This window comes from Streptosporangium sp. NPDC051022 (assembly GCF_040683035.1).
Taxonomy (GTDB): Bacteria; Actinomycetota; Actinomycetes; order Streptosporangiales; family Streptosporangiaceae; genus Streptosporangium.
Map to the genome: position 1 here is coordinate 206,114 of NZ_JBFBCF010000010.1, position 20,419 is coordinate 226,532.

Annotated in this window: 6 protein-coding genes; all 6 read left to right on the forward strand. The window is 73.6% G+C overall.

The annotated features are described in order from the left end of the window. Positions 1-39 precede the first annotated feature (39 nt). Positions 40-1,575, forward strand: a complete 1,536-nt coding sequence (locus AB0N02_RS19150; RefSeq protein WP_363947987.1) for an AMP-binding protein — start codon at positions 40-42, stop codon at positions 1,573-1,575. Continuing rightward, positions 1,572-2,810, forward strand: coding sequence for a type III PLP-dependent enzyme (locus AB0N02_RS19155; RefSeq protein ID WP_363947989.1), 1,239 nt, complete (start codon positions 1,572-1,574; stop codon positions 2,808-2,810). The genes AB0N02_RS19150 and AB0N02_RS19155 overlap by 4 nt, the downstream gene beginning before the upstream one ends. After that, a complete protein-coding gene (locus AB0N02_RS19160) occupies positions 2,807-3,304 on the forward strand; it encodes a cobalamin-dependent protein (RefSeq protein WP_363947992.1) in 498 nt (165 codons plus the stop codon). The genes AB0N02_RS19155 and AB0N02_RS19160 overlap by 4 nt, the downstream gene beginning before the upstream one ends. Then, entirely contained in the window at positions 3,301-4,707 is a 1,407-nt protein-coding gene (locus AB0N02_RS19165) for a methylaspartate mutase (RefSeq protein WP_363947994.1), read from the forward strand. The genes AB0N02_RS19160 and AB0N02_RS19165 overlap by 4 nt, the downstream gene beginning before the upstream one ends. A gap of 119 nt (positions 4,708-4,826) precedes the next feature. Then, positions 4,827-15,632, forward strand: a complete 10,806-nt coding sequence (locus AB0N02_RS19170; protein WP_363947995.1) for a type I polyketide synthase — start codon at positions 4,827-4,829, stop codon at positions 15,630-15,632. Next, positions 15,629-20,416 carry a type I polyketide synthase gene (locus tag AB0N02_RS19175; RefSeq protein WP_363947997.1) on the forward strand — a complete coding sequence of 1,596 codons (4,788 nt, stop codon included), beginning with the start codon at positions 15,629-15,631 and terminating at the stop codon, positions 20,414-20,416. The genes AB0N02_RS19170 and AB0N02_RS19175 overlap by 4 nt, the downstream gene beginning before the upstream one ends. Positions 20,417-20,419 lie beyond the last annotated feature (3 nt).

Consider the following 20,419-nt stretch of genomic DNA (forward strand, 5'->3'; position numbering starts at 1 on the left):
TTAGGTCGTTGTCCTTTCCTCGAGGCTGTGGAGAGCTCGATGGGCGTAACACACACGAATTCCGAACCCGGCGCGCGGCCGGGCACACTTATCCATTCCCTGCTGGACGAGGCCGTGGCCGAGGCGCCCTCCGCGCGGGCCGTCCGCGACGCGGCCGGCGAGTGGAGCTACGCGCGGCTCGGCGAGCTGAGCCACGCGGTCGGCGCGTGGCTGCACGGGCAGGGCGTGGAACGGGGCGACCGGGTCCTGGTCCAGCTGCCGAGCACCCGGGAGACGGTCGCCCTGCTGTACGGGGCCTCCCGGCGCGGCGCGATCCTCGTGCCGATCAACCCCGCCATGAAGGCCTTCCACCTGAGCGCCGTCGTCGCGAACGCCGAACCCCGCCTGATCATCACCACCGGCGAGCGGGTCGCCGACCTGGCGGAGCTCAGCTCGGTGCCGGTGCACGCCCTGGAGTCCGTCTGGGCCGAGGTCGAGACGCTGGCCAGGCTGGAGGTCGGCGCGGAACCGGTCGAGGTCGAGCCGGACGACGTCGCGGTGCTGGTCTACACCTCGGGCAGCACCGCCGTGCCCAAGGCGGTGGTGTGCCCGCACGCCCAGGTGACGTTCGCCACCCGGGCCATCACCGGGGAGCTCGGCTACCGCCCCGACGACGTCGTGTTCTGCCGCTTCCCGCTGTCCTGGGACTACGGCCTCTACAAGGTGCTGATGACCTGCGTCGCGCGCGCCGAGATCGTCCTCGCCGACGGGGACTCCGACCTCGTACTGCTGCGCCGCATGCGCGAGACCGGCGCCACCGTGGTGCCCATCGTGCCGTCCCTGGCCACCATGATCGCCACACTGGCGCGGCGCGAGGTCGAGGCCCCGCCGCCGGTCCGGATGTTCACCAACACCGGCGCCGCGCTGCCCGCGCCGACGATCGAGGCGCTGCGCGCAGCCTTCCCCGGCGTCCGGGTGGTCCGGCAGTTCGGCCAGACGGAGTGCAAACGCATCTCGATCATGCCTCCCGAGCAGGACAGGGAGAAGCCGGACTCCGTCGGCCGCCCGCTGCCGGGCACCCGGGTGCTGATCCTGGACGATGACGGCGCCCCCGTGCCTGACGGGCAGGTCGGCGAGATCGTGGTCACCGGCCCCCACGTGATGCCCGGCTACTGGCGTAACCCCGAGGTCACCGCACGCACCTTCCGCCGTGACGAGAGCACCGGCGAGCTGCGCCTGCACACCGGCGACTACGGCTCCCTCGACGAGGAGGGCTACCTCTACTTCGAGGGCCGCCGCGACGACATGTTCAAACGCAAGGGAATCCGGATGAGCACCGTCGAGATCGAGGCCGCGGCGATGGACCTGCCCGGGGTGCGGGCGGCCGCCGTACTGCCGCCGACCCCGCAGCGCGACCTCGCGCTGTGCGTGGAGACCGACCTGGCGCCCCACATCGTGCTGCGGGAGCTGGCCCGGCGCCTGGAGCCCGCCAAGGTGCCCGCGCTGTGCCGTACCGTGAGCGACCTTCCCCTCACGCTGCACGGCAAGAACGAGCGGGCCAAGCTCGCCGAGCTGTTCGAAGGGAGCCTTCGGTGATCGACCACGACGAGCTCGCCGCCCGGTTCGGCACCCCGCTCTACGTCTACGACCTGGACCGCGTCGCCGCGGCGCGCCGCGACCTGTTCGCCACGCTGCCCGAGGGGTTCGCGCTCTACTACGCGATCAAGGCCAACCCGCACCCCGACGTGGTGCGCGCGATGCGCGAGGGCGAGGGCCCCGCCTGCCGGACGGAGATCAGCTCGACCGGGGAACTGGCCGCCGCGCTCGAGGCGGGCTTCTCCGGCGCCGACTGCCTCTACACCGGCCCCGGCAAGACGACGGCCGAGCTGCACGAGGTCATCGGCAAGGGGGTCCGCACCTTCTCCGTCGAGTCCGTCACCGACCTGCGGAGGATCGGCACGGTGGCCGCCTCGCACGGCGTGGTCGCCCGGTGCCTGCTGCGGATCAACAGCGCCACCTCCAGCTCGACGACCAGTATCCGGATGACCGGCACCCCCTCGCAGTTCGGCTTCGACAGCGAGACCCTGGCCGAGGTGCTGCCCGAGCTGCTGAACACCCCCGGAACGCGCGTCGCGGGCGCGCACCTGTTCTCGCTGAGCAACGCCAGGGACGAGGCGAGCCTCACGGCCGAGCTGCAGCACACCATCGCCGTGGCCGCCGGGCTCCAGGAGGAGCTCGGCGTGCCGATGGAGCTCCTCGACATCGGCGGCGGCTTCTCCGCCCCCTACGCCGTCCCCGGGGAGCGGCCGATCTACGGCAAGCTGTGCGGCGAGCTGGAGGCGGCGCTCGACACGCACTTCCCGCGCTGGCGCGACGGCACTCCCGAGGTCGCCTGCGAGTCGGGGCGCTACCTGGCGGGCGACTGCGGTCACCTGCTGGCCGAGGTCGTCAACATCAAGGAGAGCAGGGGCAGGAAGTTCGTCATTCTGGACGCCGGGATCAACACCTTCGGCGGCATGGCCGGTCTCGGCCGGCTGCTGCCGCCCGCCGTACGGCTGGCCCGCCCCGCCGCGCCCGCAGAGGAGACGGCGAGCCTCGTCGGCCCGCTGTGCACCCCCGGCGACGTCATCGGCAGGGAGGTCAAGGTTCCCCCGCTGGAGATCGGCGACGTCATCGCCGTCCCCAACGCGGGCGCCTACGGCGTCACCTCCAGCCTGCTGATGTTCCTCGGCAGGCCCGCGCCGGTCGAGGTGGCGGTGCGCGGCGGCGAGATCGTGTCCGTCTCGCGGCTGGACCACCGGCGCGCCTACCAGGCGACCGCGGCCCGATGAGCGAGTCCACCGAGCTGACCTCGCAGACCGGGCGGGGCGCCGCGGGACAGGCGCACGACCGCTCCCCGGCGGGGCGCGGCCAGACCGTGATCGTCACCACCGTGGCCTCCGACGCGCACACCTGGAACCTCGTCTTCCTGCAGCTGTTCCTCGAGGAACTCGGCTACGACGTGGTGAACCTGGGCCCCTGCGTGCCGGACGCCCTGCTCGTGGAGGAGTGCCGGGCGCGCAGGCCCGACCTGCTCGTCATCAGCAGCGTCAACGGCCACGGCTACCAGGAGGGGCTGCGGGTCATCAGGGAGCTGCGGGCGCACAGCGAGCTCGTCGACCTTCCCGTGACGATCGGCGGGAAGCTCGGGGTCGCCGGAGCGGAGAACGTCGCGCACATCGAGGAGCTGATGGCGGCGGGGTTCGACATGGTCTTCGAGGAAAGCGCGGGCGCGGGCGCGTTCCGGCACTTCCTCGACTCGCTGCCGCAGCGGGCGCTGCCGTGAGCGGCGTCGTGCCCGCCGCGGGCCGGGACACGGCCCGCGTGGTCCTCGGGGCCCCCGGGGCTCACAGTGGCTCCGGGGACCCCGGCGATGCCGGCGGCTTCGGGGGCTTCGGGGGCTTCGTGCTGCGCGCGCACGCCGCGGGCGCGCTCGTCGTGCAACCGCGCATGGGGTTCAGCGACCCCGCCGAGATGCGGGCCGGACTGCTCGCCACCCGGCAGGCGGCGGCGACCACGGTGGGCACGCTCACGCTCGACAGCTACACCAGGGTGGGGGACCGGCAGGCGGCGCGCACGGCGCTGCGGGCCGGTCTCCGGCTCAACGGGTACCCGATCGTCGAGCACGGCCCGGAGACGACCCGGCTGGTGCTCGACGGAGTCCAGGGGGAGGACTTCCCGATCCAGGTCCGGCACGGCTCGGCCACGCCGCTGGCCATCTTCGCCTCTCTCATGGAGTCCGGCATCGACGCCACCGAGGGCGGCCCGGTCTCCTACTGCCTGCCGTACGGGCGGGTGCCGCTGGCGGAGTCGGTGCGCAACTGGACCCGGTGCTGCGAGGTGTTCGCCCGGCTGCGCGAGGCCGGGCGGGAGCCGCACCTGGAGACGTTCGGCGGCTGCATGATGGGGCAGCTGTGCCCGCCCAGCCAGCTGGTGGCCATCAGCGTGCTGGAGGCGCTGTTCTTCTACCGGTACGGCCTGCGCAGCATCTCGGTCAGCTACGCCCAGCAGACGAACGCCGGGCAGGACCGGGAGGCGATCCTCGCGCTGCGCGCGCTCTGCGCCGAACTGCTGCCCGAGGCCGCCTGGCACGTCGTCGTCTACGCCTACATGGGCGTCTACCCGACGACCCCCGAGGGGGCCCACGAACTGCTGGCCCGCGCGGCCGAGCTGGCCGTCGCGACGGGCTCGGAGCGGCTCATCGTCAAGACTGTCGCGGAGGCGCACCGCATCCCCACGGTCGCCGAGAACGTCGCCGCGCTGGAGTTCGCCTCGGCCGTCGCCGCCAAGGCCCGGGCCTCCGGCCTTCCCGCCCGCGCTCCCGCGACCGCCGAGGACACCCAGACCTACCGGGAGGCCCGCGCCCTCGTCGAGGCCGTGCTCAACCTCGATCCGGACATCGGGCGCGCGCTGCTCCGGGCGTTCAGCCACGGCTACCTCGACATCCCCTACTGCGTCCACCCCGACAACAGGGGGCGGACCCGCAGTTACATCGACGAGGAGGGCCGCCTCCGGTGGGCCGAGATCGGCTCGCTTCCGCTGTCCCACGTCGTGCGGGGCGGCAGGACGGGGCGGATGACCTCGGCCGGACTGCTCGAGGCGCTGTCGTATGTGCAGCGGAAATTCGACAGTGAGTCCCCGGAGCTCAGGGGTGAGCTAGGGGTTCTTCCAAATATCCGCTTTTCGTAGCGTGTAGCCAGATATATCGATGCCATCGTGCGGTTTTCGCGCCCCACGAGTCGGTCCCGGGGAATTTCGTCCAAGGCATCGAAACGTCATTGAAATACATGAGTTCAGTGGGGCGACGCATGGACAACGAGCAGAGACTTCTTGACTACCTCAAGCGTGCGACCGCTGATCTGCGCACGGCCCGCCGGCGGCTGAGCGAAGTCGAGCAGCGAAACAACGAGCCGATCGCCGTCGTCGGAATGGGGTGCCGCTATCCCGGAGGGGTGTCGTCACCGGAGGATCTGTGGCGGCTGGTCGAAGCGGGCGTCGACGCCGTTTCGGATTTTCCCGCGGATCGCGGATGGGACGTCGAGGGGATATACGACCCCGAGCCAGGAAAAGCCGGGAAGAGTTACGCCAGGGAGGGCGGCTTTCTCTACGAGGCGGCCGAGTTCGACCCGGGCTTCTTCGGGATCTCGCCGCGTGAGGCGCTGGTGATGGATCCGCAGCAGCGGTTGCTGCTGGAGACCTCGTGGGAGGCGCTGGAGGACGCAGGGGTCGATCCGGTCTCGTTGAAGGGCAGTGCGACCGGCGTGTTCGCCGGGGTGATGTACCACGACTACGCGGGCAGCAGCGGTACGGGGGCGATCGTCTCCGGGCGGGTGGCCTACACGCTGGGCCTGGAGGGCCCGGCGGTGACGGTGGACACGGCCTGCTCGTCCTCTCTCGTCGCGATGCACTGGGCCATCCAGGCACTGCGCCAGGGCGAGTGCTCACTGGCGCTGGCGGGCGGGGTGACCGTGATGGCCACCCCCGAGACGTTCGTCGACTTCAGCCGGGAGCGCGGCCTGGCGGCGAACGGCCGGTGCAAGTCGTTCGCCGCGGCGGCCGACGGCACCGGCTGGGGCGAGGGCGTGGGCGTGCTGGTACTGGAGCGTCTGTCGGACGCCCGCCGTAACGGCCACACGATCCTGGCGCTCATCCGGGGCAGCGCGGTCAACCAGGACGGCGCCAGCAGCGGCCTGACCGCTCCGAACGGCCCGTCCCAGCAGCGGGTGATCCGCAGCGCGCTGGCCGCCGCCGGACTGGCGCCGTCGGACGTGGACGCCGTCGAGGCGCACGGGACCGGGACCACGCTGGGCGACCCGATCGAGGCGCAGGCGGTGATCGCCGCCTACGGGCAGGAGCGGGAGCGGCCGCTCTGGCTGGGTTCGCTGAAGTCGAACCTGGGTCACACCCAGGCAGCCGCGGGCGTCGGCGGCGTGATCAAGATGGTGCAGGCGATGCGGTACGGCGTGCTGCCGAAGACGCTGCACGTGGACCGGCCCACCCCGCAGGTGGACTGGTCGGCCGGAGCCGTGGAACTGCTGACCGAGCCGGTCGCGTGGCCGGTCACCGGCCGTCCCCGCCGGGCGGGGGTGTCGTCGTTCGGGATCAGCGGCACCAACGCCCACGTGATCGTCGAGCAGGCCCCGGCGGACGAGCCGGGGGAGAGTGCCGCCGAGGAGCTGGACTCCCCGGTCGCCGGCTGGCCCGCCGGCGTTCCGGTGCCCTGGGTGATCTCGGCGCGCGGCGGAGAGGCGCTGTCGGCGCAGGCGGGACGGTTGCTGGAGCACCTCCGGGAGCGGCCGGAAGCGGACGTGCTGGACGTCGGCTACGCGCTGGCGACGTCACGGGCCGCGCTCGAGGACCGCGCGGCGATCCTCGCCGAGGATCTGGACGCCGCGGCGCGCGGTCTGGCGGCGGTGGTCACCGGGGAGCCGTCCGCCGGGGTCTGCTACGGGGTGGCCGACGAGGGCCTGACCGCGGTGCTGTTCACCGGTCAGGGCAGTCAGCGTCTGGGGATGGGCCGGGAGCTGCACGCGGCCTTCCCGGTCTTCGCCGGGGCGTTCGACGAGGTGGTGGCGCGGCTGGATGCTCACCTGGAGCGTCCGCTGGCCGAGGTGATCTCCGGCGACGCCGGGGCGCTGGATCGGACGGAGTACACGCAGTGCGCGTTGTTCGCGGTGGAGGTGGCGCTGTTCCGGCTGGTGGAGTCCTGGGGCGTGCGTCCCGACTTCCTGGCGGGGCATTCGATCGGTGAGCTGGCCGCCGCCCACGTGGCCGGGGTTCTGACGCTGGAGGACGCGTGCGCGCTGGTCGCGGCACGCGGCCGGTTGATGCAGGAACTGCCGGAGGGCGGCGCGATGGTCGCGATCGCCGCCACCGAGGAGGAGGTCACGCCGTTCCTGACCGGCCGGGTGAGCATCGCCGCCGTCAACGGGCCGAAGGCACTGGTGATCTCCGGTGACGAGGGCGAGGTGCTGGAGATCGCGGCCCGGTTCGAGCGGACCAAGCGGTTGCGGGTCTCGCACGCCTTCCATTCCCCGCTGATGGACCCGATGCTCGCCGAGTTCCGGCGGGTGGCCGAGGGACTGTCGTACGGGGCGCCGAAGATCCCGGTCGTCTCCAACGTCACCGGGCAACTCGTCGAGACCTTCTCGGCCGGCTACTGGGTCGAGCACGTCCGCCAGGCCGTGCGCTTCTGCGACGGGATGCGGTTCCTGGAGGAGCGGGGGGTGACCCGCTTCCTGGAGCTGGGGCCGGACGCCGTCCTGACCGCCATGGCCCAGGGATGCGTGGACTCCGCCAAGGTCGCCCTGATCCCGGCACTGCGCAAGGAACGCCCCGAGGCGCGCGAACTGCTGTCGGCGCTGGCCCGGCTGCACGTGGCGGGCGCGCGGGTGGACTGGCAGGCGGTGTACGCCGGCAGCGGCGCCCGCCGGGCCGAACTGCCCACCTACGCCTTCCAGCGCAGGCGGTACTGGCTGGAGCCACCGGCCTCGCCGGGCGAGGTGTCGGCGGCGGGCCTGGCCTCCGCGGACCACCCGATGCTGTCGGCGGTTGTCGCGGTGCCGGGCGCCGACGGACCGGGGGCGGACGGGGTGGTGCTGACCGGCCGGGTGTCGCTGGGCTCGCACCAGTGGCTGGCCGATCACGTGATCTCCGGTGTGACGGTGCTGCCCGGCACCGCCTTCGTCGAACTGGCGATCCGCGCGGGCGACGAGGTCGGCTGCGGCCTCCTCGACGAGCTCACCCTGGAGGCGCCCCTGGTGGTGCCGCCGAAGGGCGGGGCCGCGCTGCAGGTCGTGGTGGGAGGCGGGGACGAGTACGGGCGGCGGCTCATCGAGGTGTACTCACGCCCGGTGGACGCCTCGGCGGAGGAGGCGTGGACCCGGCACGCCTCCGGCGTGGTCGGGCCCGACGCCTCGCCGGAACCGGCCTCGCTCGTGGTCTGGCCGCCGCGCGGCGCCGTGAGCGTGGACATCACCGGGGTGTACGAGGACCTGGCCGCGCAGGGCTACGAGTACGGCCCCGAGTTTCAGGGACTGCGGGCGGTCTGGCGGCGCGGCGACGAGATCTTCGCCGAGGTCGCCCTGGCCGAGGGGACCTCCGCCGAGGGGTTCGGGCTGCACCCGGCCCTGCTGGACGCCGCGCTGCACGCGGCGCTGGTCGCCGACGACGGCGGGCAGGAGACACAGCTGCCCTTCGCGTGGACCGGGGTGTCGCTGCACGCCGCCGGGGCCTCGGCCCTGCGGGTGCGGATAGCGCGCTCGGGCACGGCCTCGTCCATCGAGGTGGCCGACGAGACGGGCGTGCCCGTGGCGTCGGTCGGGTCGCTGGTTTCCCGCCCGGTGGCGGCCGAGCAACTGCGCGCCGCGGGACGAGGGGAGTCGCTGTTCCGGGTCGAGTGGTGGCCGTTCGCGGGCGGCCCGGCCGGTGTTTCGGACGCTGTTTCGGCCGGTGTTTCGGCCACTGTGCCCGCGCCGTGTGCGCTGGTCGGGGAGGACGCGTTCGGGCTGAGCGTGCTGCCGGGGGTCGCGGGCGTGTTCGCGGGTCTGGCGGAGCTGGCCGAGAGTACGGCGGTGCCGGAGGTGGTGCTGCTGTGCCCGGCGGGGCGGGGGGAGAGCGTTCCCCAGGCGGTGCGGTCGGTCACGGGCCGGGTGCTGGCCCTGCTGCGGGACTGGCCGGCCGACGAGCGGTTCGCCGGTTCGAAGCTCGTCGTGGTGACCCGGAGCGCGGTCTCCGTCGGCGGTGAGGAGACCTCCGACCTGGCGGGCGCCGCCGTGTGGGGTCTGGTCCGGGCCGCGCAGGCGGAGAACCCGGGCCGGTTCGTCCTGGTCGACCTGGACGGCAAGGGCGTGTCGCTGGAGGCGGTGCTCGCGGGCGTGAACGCCGGTGAGCCGGAGCTGGCGGTGCGCGAGGGCAAGGTGGTCGTGCCGAGGCTGGCCAGGGCGGCGGTGCGGGAGCTGGACTCGCCATGGGAGAACGCGGGCACGGTGCTCGTCACCGGCGGCACCGGTGGCCTGGGCGTGCTGGTGGCGCGGCACCTGGTGGCCGAGCACGGGGTGCGGAGCCTGGTGCTGGCCGGCCGTCGAGGCCTGGACGCGCCGGGCGCGGCCGAACTGCGGGCGGAGCTGGAGGACTTGGGCGCGCGGGTCGAGATCGCGGCCTGTGACGTGGCCGACCGCCGGGCAGTGGCCGTACTGCTGGCCGACATCCCCGACCTGACCGGGGTGGTGCACACGGCCGGAGTGCTGGACGACGGCGTGATCGCCTCCCTCACCCCCGAACGGCTGGACACGGTCTTCCGGCCCAAGGTCGACGCGGCGTGGAACCTGCACGAGCTGACCCTCAACCTGGACCTGACCGCGTTCGTGCTGTTCTCCTCGGTCGCCGGCGTCCTGGGCGCCCCCGGGCAGGGCAACTACGGCGCGGCCAACGTCTTCCTCGACGCGCTGGCCGTCCACCGGCGCGATCGGGGACTGCCCGCCACCTCCCTGGCCTGGGGCCTGTGGGCCGGACCCGGCATGGGCGGCGAACTGACCGATGAGGACCGCAAGCGGATCTCCCGGGGCGGGATCGCACCGCTCTCCCAGCGGGAGGGCCTGTCGCTCTTCGACCTCGCGACGCGGACGGACGACCCGGTCCTGCTGCCCGTCGCCCTGGACCTCGCGGCCTTCCGGACGCAGGGCGAGTCGCTGCCGCCGGTGATGCGCGCGCTGGTCGGGCCCGTCGCCCGCAGGGCCGCCGCGACCGGCCCGGCACGCGGATCGTCCCTGGGAACCCAGCTCGCCGCGCTCTCCGCGGCCGAGCGCACCGAGACCGTGATCAAGCTGGTCCGGGCGGAGATCGCGGCCGTGCTCGGCCACGACGGCGCGGACGCCGTCGACCCGGACCGCGCGTTCGCCAAGATGGGATTCGACTCGCTCAGCGCCGTCGAGCTCCGCAACCGGCTCAACACGGTGACCGGTCTCCGGCTCCCGTCGACGCTGGTGTTCGACTACCCCGCCCCCGCCGCGCTGGCGCGCTTCCTCGAGGCCGAACTGCTCGGCATCGCCGAGGAGCCCGAGGACTCGACGCCCGCGCCGGTGGACGGGGAGCCCATCGCGATCGTGGCCATGAGCTGCCGCTACCCCGGCGGCGTGACCAGCCCGGACGAGCTGTGGCAGCTGGTCGCCGAGGGGGGCGACGCCATCTCGGTGTTCCCCGACGACCGAGGATGGGACGTCGAGGGAATCTACGACCCGGAACCCGGCAAACCAGGCAAGACCTACACCCGCGAAGGCGGATTCCTCTACGACGCCGCGGACTTCGACCCCGACTTCTTCGGGATCAGCCCGCGCGAGGCCCTCGCCATGGACCCGCAGCAGCGGCTGGTGCTGGAGACCTCCTGGGAGGCGTTCGAACGCGCCGGGATCGACCCGGTGTCGCTGCGCGGCAGCCGTACCGGGGTGTTCGTCGGCGTCATGTACCACGACTACGGCAGCAGGTTCACCCAGGTGCCCGACAGCCTCGCGGGCTACCTCAGCAACGGCAGCCTGAGCAGCGTCGTCTCCGGGCGCGTCGCCTACGCCCTCGGGCTCGAAGGCCCCGCGGTGACGGTGGACACGGCCTGCTCGTCGTCGCTGGTCGCGATGCACTGGGCCATGCAGGCGCTGCGCCGGGGCGAGTGCTCGCTCGCGCTGGCCGGAGGCGTGGCGCTCATGTTCACCCCCGACGCCTTCCTGGACTTCGGCCGCCAGCGGGGCCTGGCGGCCGACGGCCGCTGCAAGCCGTTCGCCGCCGCGGCCGACGGCACCGGCTGGTCGGAGGGAGCCGGCCTGGTGCTGCTCGAACGACTCTCCGACGCCCGCCGCAACGGCCACCGGATCCTGGCCGTCGTCCGCGGCAGCGCCGTCAACCAGGACGGGGCGTCGAACGGCCTGACCGCCCCCAACGGCCCCTCCCAGCAGCGGGTGATCCGCCAGGCACTGGCCGGGGCGGGCCTCGAACCCGCCGACGTCGACGTGGTCGAGGCGCACGGGACCGGCACCACGCTGGGCGACCCGATCGAGGCCCAGGCCCTCATCGCCACCTACGGAAAGGACCGGGACCGGCCGCTCTGGCTGGGCTCGGTCAAGTCGAACCTCGGTCACACACAGGCCGCCGCGGGTGTGGCGGGTGTGATCAAGATGGTGCAGGCGATGCGGCACGGAGTGCTGCCCAGGACGTTGCACGTGGACGAGCCGACACCGCACGTCGACTGGTCGGAGGGAAGCGTCGAACTGCTCACCGAGCCGGTCGAGTGGCCGGCCGACGACCGTCCCCGCCGCGCCGGGGTGTCCTCCTTCGGGATCAGCGGCACCAACGCCCACGTCATCCTGGAGGAGCCCCCGGCGGACGAGCCGCCCGCCGAGGGGGAGAGCGTCCCGGCGGCCGAGCCGCCCGCCGTACCGCTCATCGTCACCGGGAACGGCGCCGAGGCCATGCGGGCGCAGGCCGCGCGGCTCATCCCCCTCGCGCAGGCACCGGACGGGCCGGACCTGGCCGACCTGGGCCTGTCCCTGGCGACCTCCCGCACCGCCTTCGCCGACCGCGCGGCCGTGGTCGCCGCCGACCGCGCCGAGGCCGTGCTCGGCCTGCGGCTGCTGGCCGACGGCGAGACCGCCCCCCACGTGGTCTCCGGCTCGGTGACCGGCGGCAGGCTGGCGTTCCTGTTCACCGGCCAGGGCGCGCAACGGGCCGCCATGGGGCGGGAGCTGTACGGCGCCTTCCCCGCCTTCGCCGAGGCCTTCGACGCCGCGTGCGCGCACCTGGACCCGGCGCTCGGCGTCACGCTGGCCGACGTCCTGCACGACGCGGACGCGCTGGACCGGACGGTCCACACCCAGGCCGCGCTCTTCACGCTCGAGGTGGCGCTGTACCGGCTGGTCGAGTCCTGGGGCGTCACCCCCGACCTCGTGGCCGGGCACTCCATCGGCGAGCTGGCCGCCGCCCACGTCGCCGGGGTCCTGTCGCTGGAGGACGCGTGCGCGCTGGTCGCGGCGCGCGGCCGGCTGATGCAGGCCCTGCCGGAGGGCGGGGCGATGGTCGCGGTCGTGGCCGCAGAGGAGGAGGTCCTTCCCCTCCTGAACGAAGGGGTGGGGATCGCGGCCGTCAACGGCCCCCGCTCCGTCGTCGTCTCCGGAGACGAGGAGGCGGTGACCGAACTCGCCGCCACCCTGGAGGCGCGGGGGCGCAAGACCCGGCGGCTGCGGGTCAGCCACGCCTTCCACTCGCACCGGATGGAGCCGATGCTGGCCGAGTTCCGGCAGGTGGCCGCCCGCCTGTCGTACGGGCCGCCGCTGATCCCGGTCGTCTCCACCGTCCACGGCGGGATCGCCACGGCCGAGGAGCTGGGCTCGCCCGACTACTGGGCCGGGCAGGTCCGCACCGAGGTGCGCTTCGCCGACGCGGTCCGCACGCTGCACGCCGAGGGCGTCACCGCCTTCCTCGAACTGGGACCGGACGCGGTGCTGTCGGCCATGGGCGGCGACTGCCTGCCGGGCGACGGGGACGGGGCCGCGGAGGCGCTGTTCGTGCCCGCGCTCCGCCGCGACCGGCCCGAGGCGCGGGAGCTGACGACGGCGCTCGCCCGGCTGCACGTGCGCGGCGTCCCCGTCGGCTGGGAGACCTTCTACGCCGGTACGGCGGCCCGCCGGGTGGAACTGCCCACCTACCCCTTCCAGCGCAGCCGCTTCTGGCTGGACGCGACCGCGACCGGCGCGGACGCCGCCGAGTACGGCCAGGTCGCGGCCGGACACCCGCTGCTCGGCGCCGTCGTGACGCTCCCCGACTCGGGCGGGGTCGTCCTGACCGGACGGCTCTCCCTGCGCGCGCAGCCGTGGCTGGCCGACCACACCGTGATGGGACGGGTGGTCGTGCCGGGTACGGCCTTCGCCGAGCTGGCGATCCGCGCCGGTGACGAGGCCGGGTGCGGCCTGCTGGAGGAGCTCACCCTCTCCGCGCCACTGGTACTGCCCGCCAGGGGAGGCGTCGCGCTCCAGGTCGTGGTCGGAGCCCGGGACGAGGCGGGACGCCGCTCGCTGGCGGTGTACGCGCGAGGCGACGACGACACCGGCGAGGACGGCTGGACCCGGCACGCGACCGGCGTGCTGGCCGAGGACGACCGGCAGCCCCCGGCCGCACTCGCCGAATGGCCGCCGCCGGGAGCCGTCCCGGTGGAACTGGAGGACCTCTACGGGCGGCTGGCCGACCTGGGCTACGGCTACGGCCCGGCGTTCCAGGGCCTGCGGGCCGCCTGGCGACGCGGAACCGAGGTGTTCGCGGAGGTCGCCGTCGAGGCCGTGGACGCCGACCGGTTCGGCCTCCACCCCGCTCTCTTCGACGCCGCCCTGCACGCCAACCTCCTGGGCGATGATCTGGACCGGCCGATGCTGCCGTTCGCCTGGAACGGGGTGAGGCTGCACGCCGCGGGCGCCTCCTCGCTGCGGATCCGGATCTCCTCGCCCACCCCCGCCTCCGTCTCCGTCGAGCTCGCCGACGCGACCGGCGCACCGGTGGCGTCGGTCGAGTCCCTGGTGGCCAGGCCGGTCTCGGCCGAGCAACTGGGCGCGGCGGCCGGAGGCGGGGACTCGCTGTTCCGGCTCGAATGGCAGCCGGTCCAGGGCGACGGGACGGCTCCGTCCACACGGGACTGGGCGGTCCTCGGCGACGGACCGGACCTGGGCGAGGACGTCCCCCGCCACCCGGACCTGGCCGCGCTGGCCTCGCGCGAGAACGGCGGGAACGGCGGGAACGGCGGGAACGGCGGGGACGGCGGGAACACAGTGCCCGAGGTCGTGTTCCTGCCGGTCCCCGTCCCGGCCGGCGTTCCGGCCGACGTCCCCGCCGCGGTGCGGACCTCGGTCGACACCGTCCTCACCACGCTGCGCGAGTGGCTCGCCGACGAGCGTTTCGCCGCCGCCAGGCTCGTGGTCGTGACCGGCGGGCGGGCCGCGGGCCTGGCGCACGCGCCGGTACGCGGCCTGGTGCGGGCGGCGCAGGAGGAGAACCCCGGGCGGTTCACGCTGATCGACCTGGACGCCGCATCGGACGGTACGTCGTACACCGCGTCGGAGACCGCGCCGGGTGGCGACCCGGGCGCCGCCTCCGGCACTCCTTCCGGCACTCCTTCCGGCACTCCTTTCGGCACTGTGGACCTTGGCTCGTTGCGGGCCGCGCTGACCTCAGGGGAACCCGAACTCGCGGTGCGCGACGGCGGGCTCCACGCCCCGAGACTGGTCCCGGTCTCCGACGTCCCCGATCCGGCCGGTCCGGTGTGGGACCCGGAGGGCACCGTCCTGATCACCGGCGGCACCGGCGGGCTCGGCGCGCTGGTCGCCCGGCACCTCGTCACCGGTCACGGCGTACGGCACCTGCTGCTGGTCGGCAGGAGGGGCCTCAGCGGGCCCGGTACCGCCGAACTGGCTGAGGAACTGCGAGGACTGGGCGCCGAGGTGACGGTCGCCGCCTGCGACGTGGCGGACAGGAAGGCCCTCGCCGGAGTGCTCGCCGCGATCACCCCGGAACACCCGCTGCGCGGGGTGGTGCACGCGGCCGGAGTGGTCGACAACGCGCTCCTGGCCTCGCTGACCCCCGAGCAGATGGAGGCCGTGCTGCGGCCCAAGGTGGACGCCGCCTGGCACCTGCACGAACTCACCCGCGATCTGGACCTGACCGCGTTCGTGCTGTTCTCCTCAGCGGCCGGGCTGGTGCTCGGCGCCGGACAGGCCAACTACGCGGCGGGGAACGCCTTCCTGGACGCCCTGGCCGAGGAGCGCGGGGCGGCCGGGCTGCCCGCGACGTCGCTCGCCTGGGGACTGTGGGCGGAGGAACGCGGCATGGCCGGGCTGCTGGACGAGGCGGGACGTCAGCGGATGCACCGGATGGGCATGCCGCCGATCTCCCCGGACGAGGGACTCACGCTGTTCGACACCTCCCTCACCGTCCCCGAGGCCGTCCTGGTGCCGATCCGGCTGGACCTCGCCACGCTGCGTGGCCGGGCCGACGGTGTGCCCGCGATGCTGCGCGGCCTGGTCCGTGCGCCGCTGCGCCGTACGGCGGGTGCCGCCGCGGGCGAACCGCCGCTGGCGCAGCGGCTGGCCGGGCTCTCCGAGGAGGACCGCGACCAGCTCCTGCTGGAGACGGTCGCCAAGCACGTCGCCGCCGCGCTCGGGCATGCCTCGGCCGCCTCGATCGATCCCCGGCGCGCCTTCCAGGAGCTGGGCTTCGACTCGCTGTCGGCGGTCGAGCTGCGCAACATGCTGGGCACGGCCACCGGGCTGCGCCTGCCCGCGACCCTGGTCTTCGACTACCCGACCCCCGTCGCCCTGGCCGAGCACATCAAGGCGCGGATCGACGTGGGACCCGCCGACCCGACACGCCCCCTGCTGGTCGAGGTCGACCGGCTGGAGGCGGCTCTGTCCGGGGTCACCCCGACGGACGGCGACCACGCCAAGATCACTGCTCGGCTCGAAGCCCTGCTGCGGAACTGGCGGGACACCCGTGACAGGACGGCGCAGGCCGTACCGAGCCAGGACCTGACTGCGGCCACCGACGACGAACTCTTCGCGGTCCTCGACAACGAACTGGGTATCCGATGAACGAATCACTGGCAGGCGACGACAGGCTCCGCGACTACCTCCGCCGGGCGACCGCCGAGCTGCAGCAGACCCGCGGACGCCTGCGCGCCCTGGAGGACAGGGACCGCGAGCCGATCGCGATCGTCGCGATGAGCTGCCGCTACCCCGGTGGGGTGACCTCCCCGGAGGAACTGTGGCGGCTGGTGGCGGAGGGCCGGGACGCGACCTCGGAGTTCCCCGCCGACCGCGGCTGGGACATCGACGGCATATACCACCCCGAACCCGATCAGCCGGGTAAGACCTACGTCCGCCGGGGCGGCTTCCTGCACGACGCCCCCGACTTCGACGCCGACTTCTTCGGAATCAGCCCGCGGGAGGCGGCGGTGGCCGACCCCCAGCAGCGGGTGCTGCTGGAGGCGGCCTGGGAGGTCTTCGAACGCGCCGGCATCGACCCGGAGACCGTCAAAGGCAGCCAGACCGGCGTGTTCACCGGCCTGATGTACAACGACTACTCGGGCGGCCAGCCGGGCGGCAGCCTCGTCTCCGGACGGGTCGCCTACAGTTTCGGCCTCGAGGGCCCCGCGGTGACGGTCGACACGGCCTGCTCGTCGTCGCTGGTCGCCCTGCACCTGGCGACGGCGGCGCTGCGCCGCGGAGAGTGCGCGCTCGCCCTGGCCGGAGGCGTCGCGGTGATGGGCACGCCCGACATGTTCGTGGAGTTCTGCAGGCAGCGCGGGCTGTCGCCCGACGGACGCGCCCGCTCGTTCTCCGCCGACGCCGACGGCACCGTGTGGTCGGAGGGCGTGGGCGTGCTGCTGCTTGAGCGCCTGTCCGACGCCCGCCGCAACGGTCACCCCGTGCTGGCCGTGGTACGCGGTTCGGCGGTCAACCAGGACGGTGCCTCGAACGGTCTGACCGCGCCGAACGGCCCCTCCCAGCAGCGGGTGATCGAGCAGGCGCTGGCCGCCTCCGGGCTCACCCCGGCCGACGTCGACGCCGTCGAGGCGCACGGGACCGGGACCATGCTGGGCGACCCGATCGAGGCGCAGGCGGTGATCGCGACCTACGGGCAGGACCGGGACCGGCCGCTCTGGCTGGGCTCGATCAAGTCCAACATCGGGCACCCCCAGGCCGCCGCGGCCATCGCGGGCGTGATCAAGATGGTGATGGCGATGCGGCACGGGATGCTGCCCAGGATCGTCCACCTGGACAAGCCGTCGCCGTACGTCGACTGGTCGGCCGGGGCCGTGGAACCGCTGACCGAATCGGTCGAGTGGCCGCGTAACGGTCATCCGCGCCGGGCGGGGGTGTCCTCCTTCGGATACAGCGGCACCAACGCGCATGTGATCATCGAGCAGGCGCCCGAGGAGACCGCCGCGTCCGGAGAACAGGACGAGCCGGGTGAGCCGGGCGAGCGGGACACGGAGCGGATCCCCGGAACCGTGCCCTGGCCGCTGTCCGCCAGAAGCGCCCAGGCGCTGCGCGCGCAGGCCGAGCGACTGCTGGAGTACGTCGAGGAGCGGCCCGACCTGCGTCCGGTGGACGTCGGGTATTCGCTGGTGGTGTCGCGGGCGGTGCTGGATCACCGTGCGGTGGTGGTGGGTGCCGGTCGGGATGAGCTGGTGCGGGGGTTGCGTGCGCTGGCCGGGGGGAGTGGGCTGCCGGGGCCGGTGGAGGGCGGTGGCCGTACGGCGGTGCTGTTCACCGGTCAGGGCAGTCAGCGTCTGGGGATGGGCCGGGAACTGCACGCGGCCTTCCCGGTCTTCGCCGGGGCGTTCGACGCGGTGTGCGCGGGCTTCGCCGGGGCGCTGGAGCGTCCGCTGGCCGGGGTGATCGCCGAGGACGCCGGGGCGCTGGATCGGACGGAGTACACGCAGTGCGCGTTGTTCGCGGTGGAGGTGGCGCTGTTCCGGCTGGCCGAGTCGTGGGGTGTCAGGCCGGATTTCCTGGCGGGGCATTCGATCGGTGAGCTGGCCGCCGCCCACGTGGCAGGGGTGCTGACGTTGGAGGACGCCTGCGCCCTGGTGGCGGCACGCGGCCGGTTGATGCAGGCCCTTCCCGAGGGTGGGGCGATGGTGGCGATCGCCGCACCCGAGGAGGACGTTGTCCCGTTCCTGACCGGCCGGGTGAGCGTCGCGGCGGTCAACGGGCCGGGGTCGGTGGTGATCTCCGGCGATGAGGACGCGGTGGCCGAGATCGCGGCCCGGTTCGAGCGGACGAAGCGGTTGCGGGTCTCGCACGCCTTCCATTCCCCGTTGATGGATCCGATGCTGGCCGAGTTCCGGCGGGTGGCCGAGGGACTGTCGTACGGGGCGCCGAAGATTCCGGTGGTCTCCAACGTCACCGGCCGGCTCGTTGAGGACTTCTCGGCCGATTACTGGGTCGAGCACGTCCGTCAGGCGGTGCGGTTCTGTGACGGGGTGCGGTTCCTGGAGGGTCAGGGGGTCGCCACGTTCTTGGAGTTGGGGCCGGATGCGGTGTTGTCGGCGATGGGTGCCGAGTGTCTGGCCGATCCGGACGCGGCCGTGTTCGTTTCGGTGCTGCGTCGCGATCGTGACGAGGCCCGTGAGGTGTTGTCGGCCCTGGGGCGTGTGCACGCCCGGGGTGGCCGGGTGGACTGGGCGGCGTTCTTCACCGGCTCCGGTGCGCGCCGGGTGGACCTGCCGACCTACGCCTTCCAGCGCAAGAGGTACTGGTCGCCGGACTTCCTGGCATACGCCTCGAAAACCGGTACGGACCCGGTGGACACGGCGTTCTGGCAGGCGGTCGAGGGTGGTGATCTCCCGTCGTTCGCGGCCGAGCTGGGAGTGGGGCCGCAGGCTCTCGAAGAGGTCCTGCCCGCGCTGTCGTCGTGGCGGCTCCGGCACCGTGAGCGTTCGCGGCTCGACACGTGGCGGTACCGGGTGACCTGGCAGCCGGTCCCCGTGTCCGTCACCGGCCCGACCGGTACGTGGGTGCTCGCGCTTCCCCCCGGACACGCCGACCACCCCCTGGTCGGCACGGTCACCCGTGGACTCGCCGCGCACGGCGCCCGGGTCGTCACGGTCGACATCGCCGACGCCGACGCCGTACGGCTCCGTGACACGCTGCCCGCCGAGCCGGTGGCCGGAGTACTTTCCCTGCTGGCGCTCGACGACCGGCCGCACCCCTCGCATCCCACGCTCTCCCGGGGAACGATGGCCACGATCGCCCTGGTGCGGGAGCTGGAGGCCGCAGCCGTACCCGCGCCCCTGTGGTGCGTCACCTCGCGGGCGGTGGCCTGGGCGGGAGAGCCCGCCAACCCGTTCCAGGCGGTGCTGTGGGGCCTCGGCACGGTACTGGCCCTGGAGAAGCCGGACACGTGGGGCGGCCTGATCGACCTGCCCGACGACGCCGACGAACATGTGGCCGACCTGCTGTGCGGCGTCCTGACAGGGGCCGAGGACCAGGTCGCCCTGCGCGACGGCGAGGTGTTCGCCCGCCGCATGGTCCGCGCTCCACTCGGTGGGGCGAGCGCACCGCGTTCCTGGCGGCCGCGTGGAACCGTACTGGTCACCGGGGGAACCGGCGGGGTCGGCGCGCACGTGGCCCGATGGCTGGCGGCCAACGGCGCCGAGCACGTGGTGCTGACCAGCCGCAGGGGCCGGGCGGCGGAGGGCGCGGCCGAGCTGGCCGACGAACTGGCCGTTCTCGGCGCCGAGGTGACGGTCGCCGCCTGCGACGTCGCCGACAGGCAGGCGCTGGGCCGGCTGATCGAGTCGCTGCCCGAGCCGCTCACCGCGGTGGTGCACGCCGCCGGTGTCATGCACGACCCGGTACCGCTGACGCGGATCCCGGCCGAGGAGTACGCCGAGATCGGCAGAGCCAAGATCGCGGGCGCGCTGAACCTGGACGAACTGCTCGCCGACCGTCCCCTGGACGCGTTCGTGCTGTTCTCCTCGGGGGCGGCGGTGTGGGGCAGCGCGGGCCAGGCGGCCTACGCGGGCGCGAACGCCTTCCTGGACGCCCTGGCCCAGCGGCGCAGGGCACGGGGGCTCACCGCGACCTCGATCGCGTGGGGCACCTGGGGCGGTGGCGGAATGGTCGACGAGGAGGTCGAGACACACGCCCGCAGGCTCGGGCTGCGGACCATGCACCCGGACTCGGCGATCGGCCTGCTCCAGCAGGCCCTCGACCACGACGAGAGCCACCTCGTCGTCGCCGACATCGAATGGGAGCGCTTCGTGCCCACGTACGTGCTCTCCCGCCCGCGCCCGCTGCTGGACGCGCTGCCCGAGGTGCGCGCCATCGTCGACGACGACCTCTCGGAAGCCCGTCCCGAGGGTTCGGAACTGGCGGAGCGCCTGGCCGCGATGCCGGAGTCCGAGCGGGACCGCGTGCTGCTCGACCTCGTGCGGACCCAGGTCGCCGCCGTCCTCGGATATGACGACGTGGGCACGGTCGAGCCGCGGCGGGCGTTCAAGGAACTCGGTTTCGACTCCGTCACCGCCGTCGACTTCCGCAACCAGCTGAGCGCTGCGGTCGGCAGAAGACTTCCCGCCACCGTGATCTTCGACTACGCCAGCCCCGCCGCGCTGGCCGACCACCTGCGCGCCGAACTCTGCCCGGAGGACGGCGACCCGGTCACGGCCGAGCTCGACCGCCTGGAGGCGATGGTGGCGGCCCTTCCCGACGCGGAGGCCGAACGCACCCGGCTCGCCGCCCGGCTGCGGACCATCCTGGCGCGGCTCGGCCCGGCCGACGGGGCGGTCGTCGCCGACCGGCTGGAGGACGCGACGGCCGACGACGTCTTCGACTTCATCGACAGAGAGCTCGGGCTGGCCTGACCA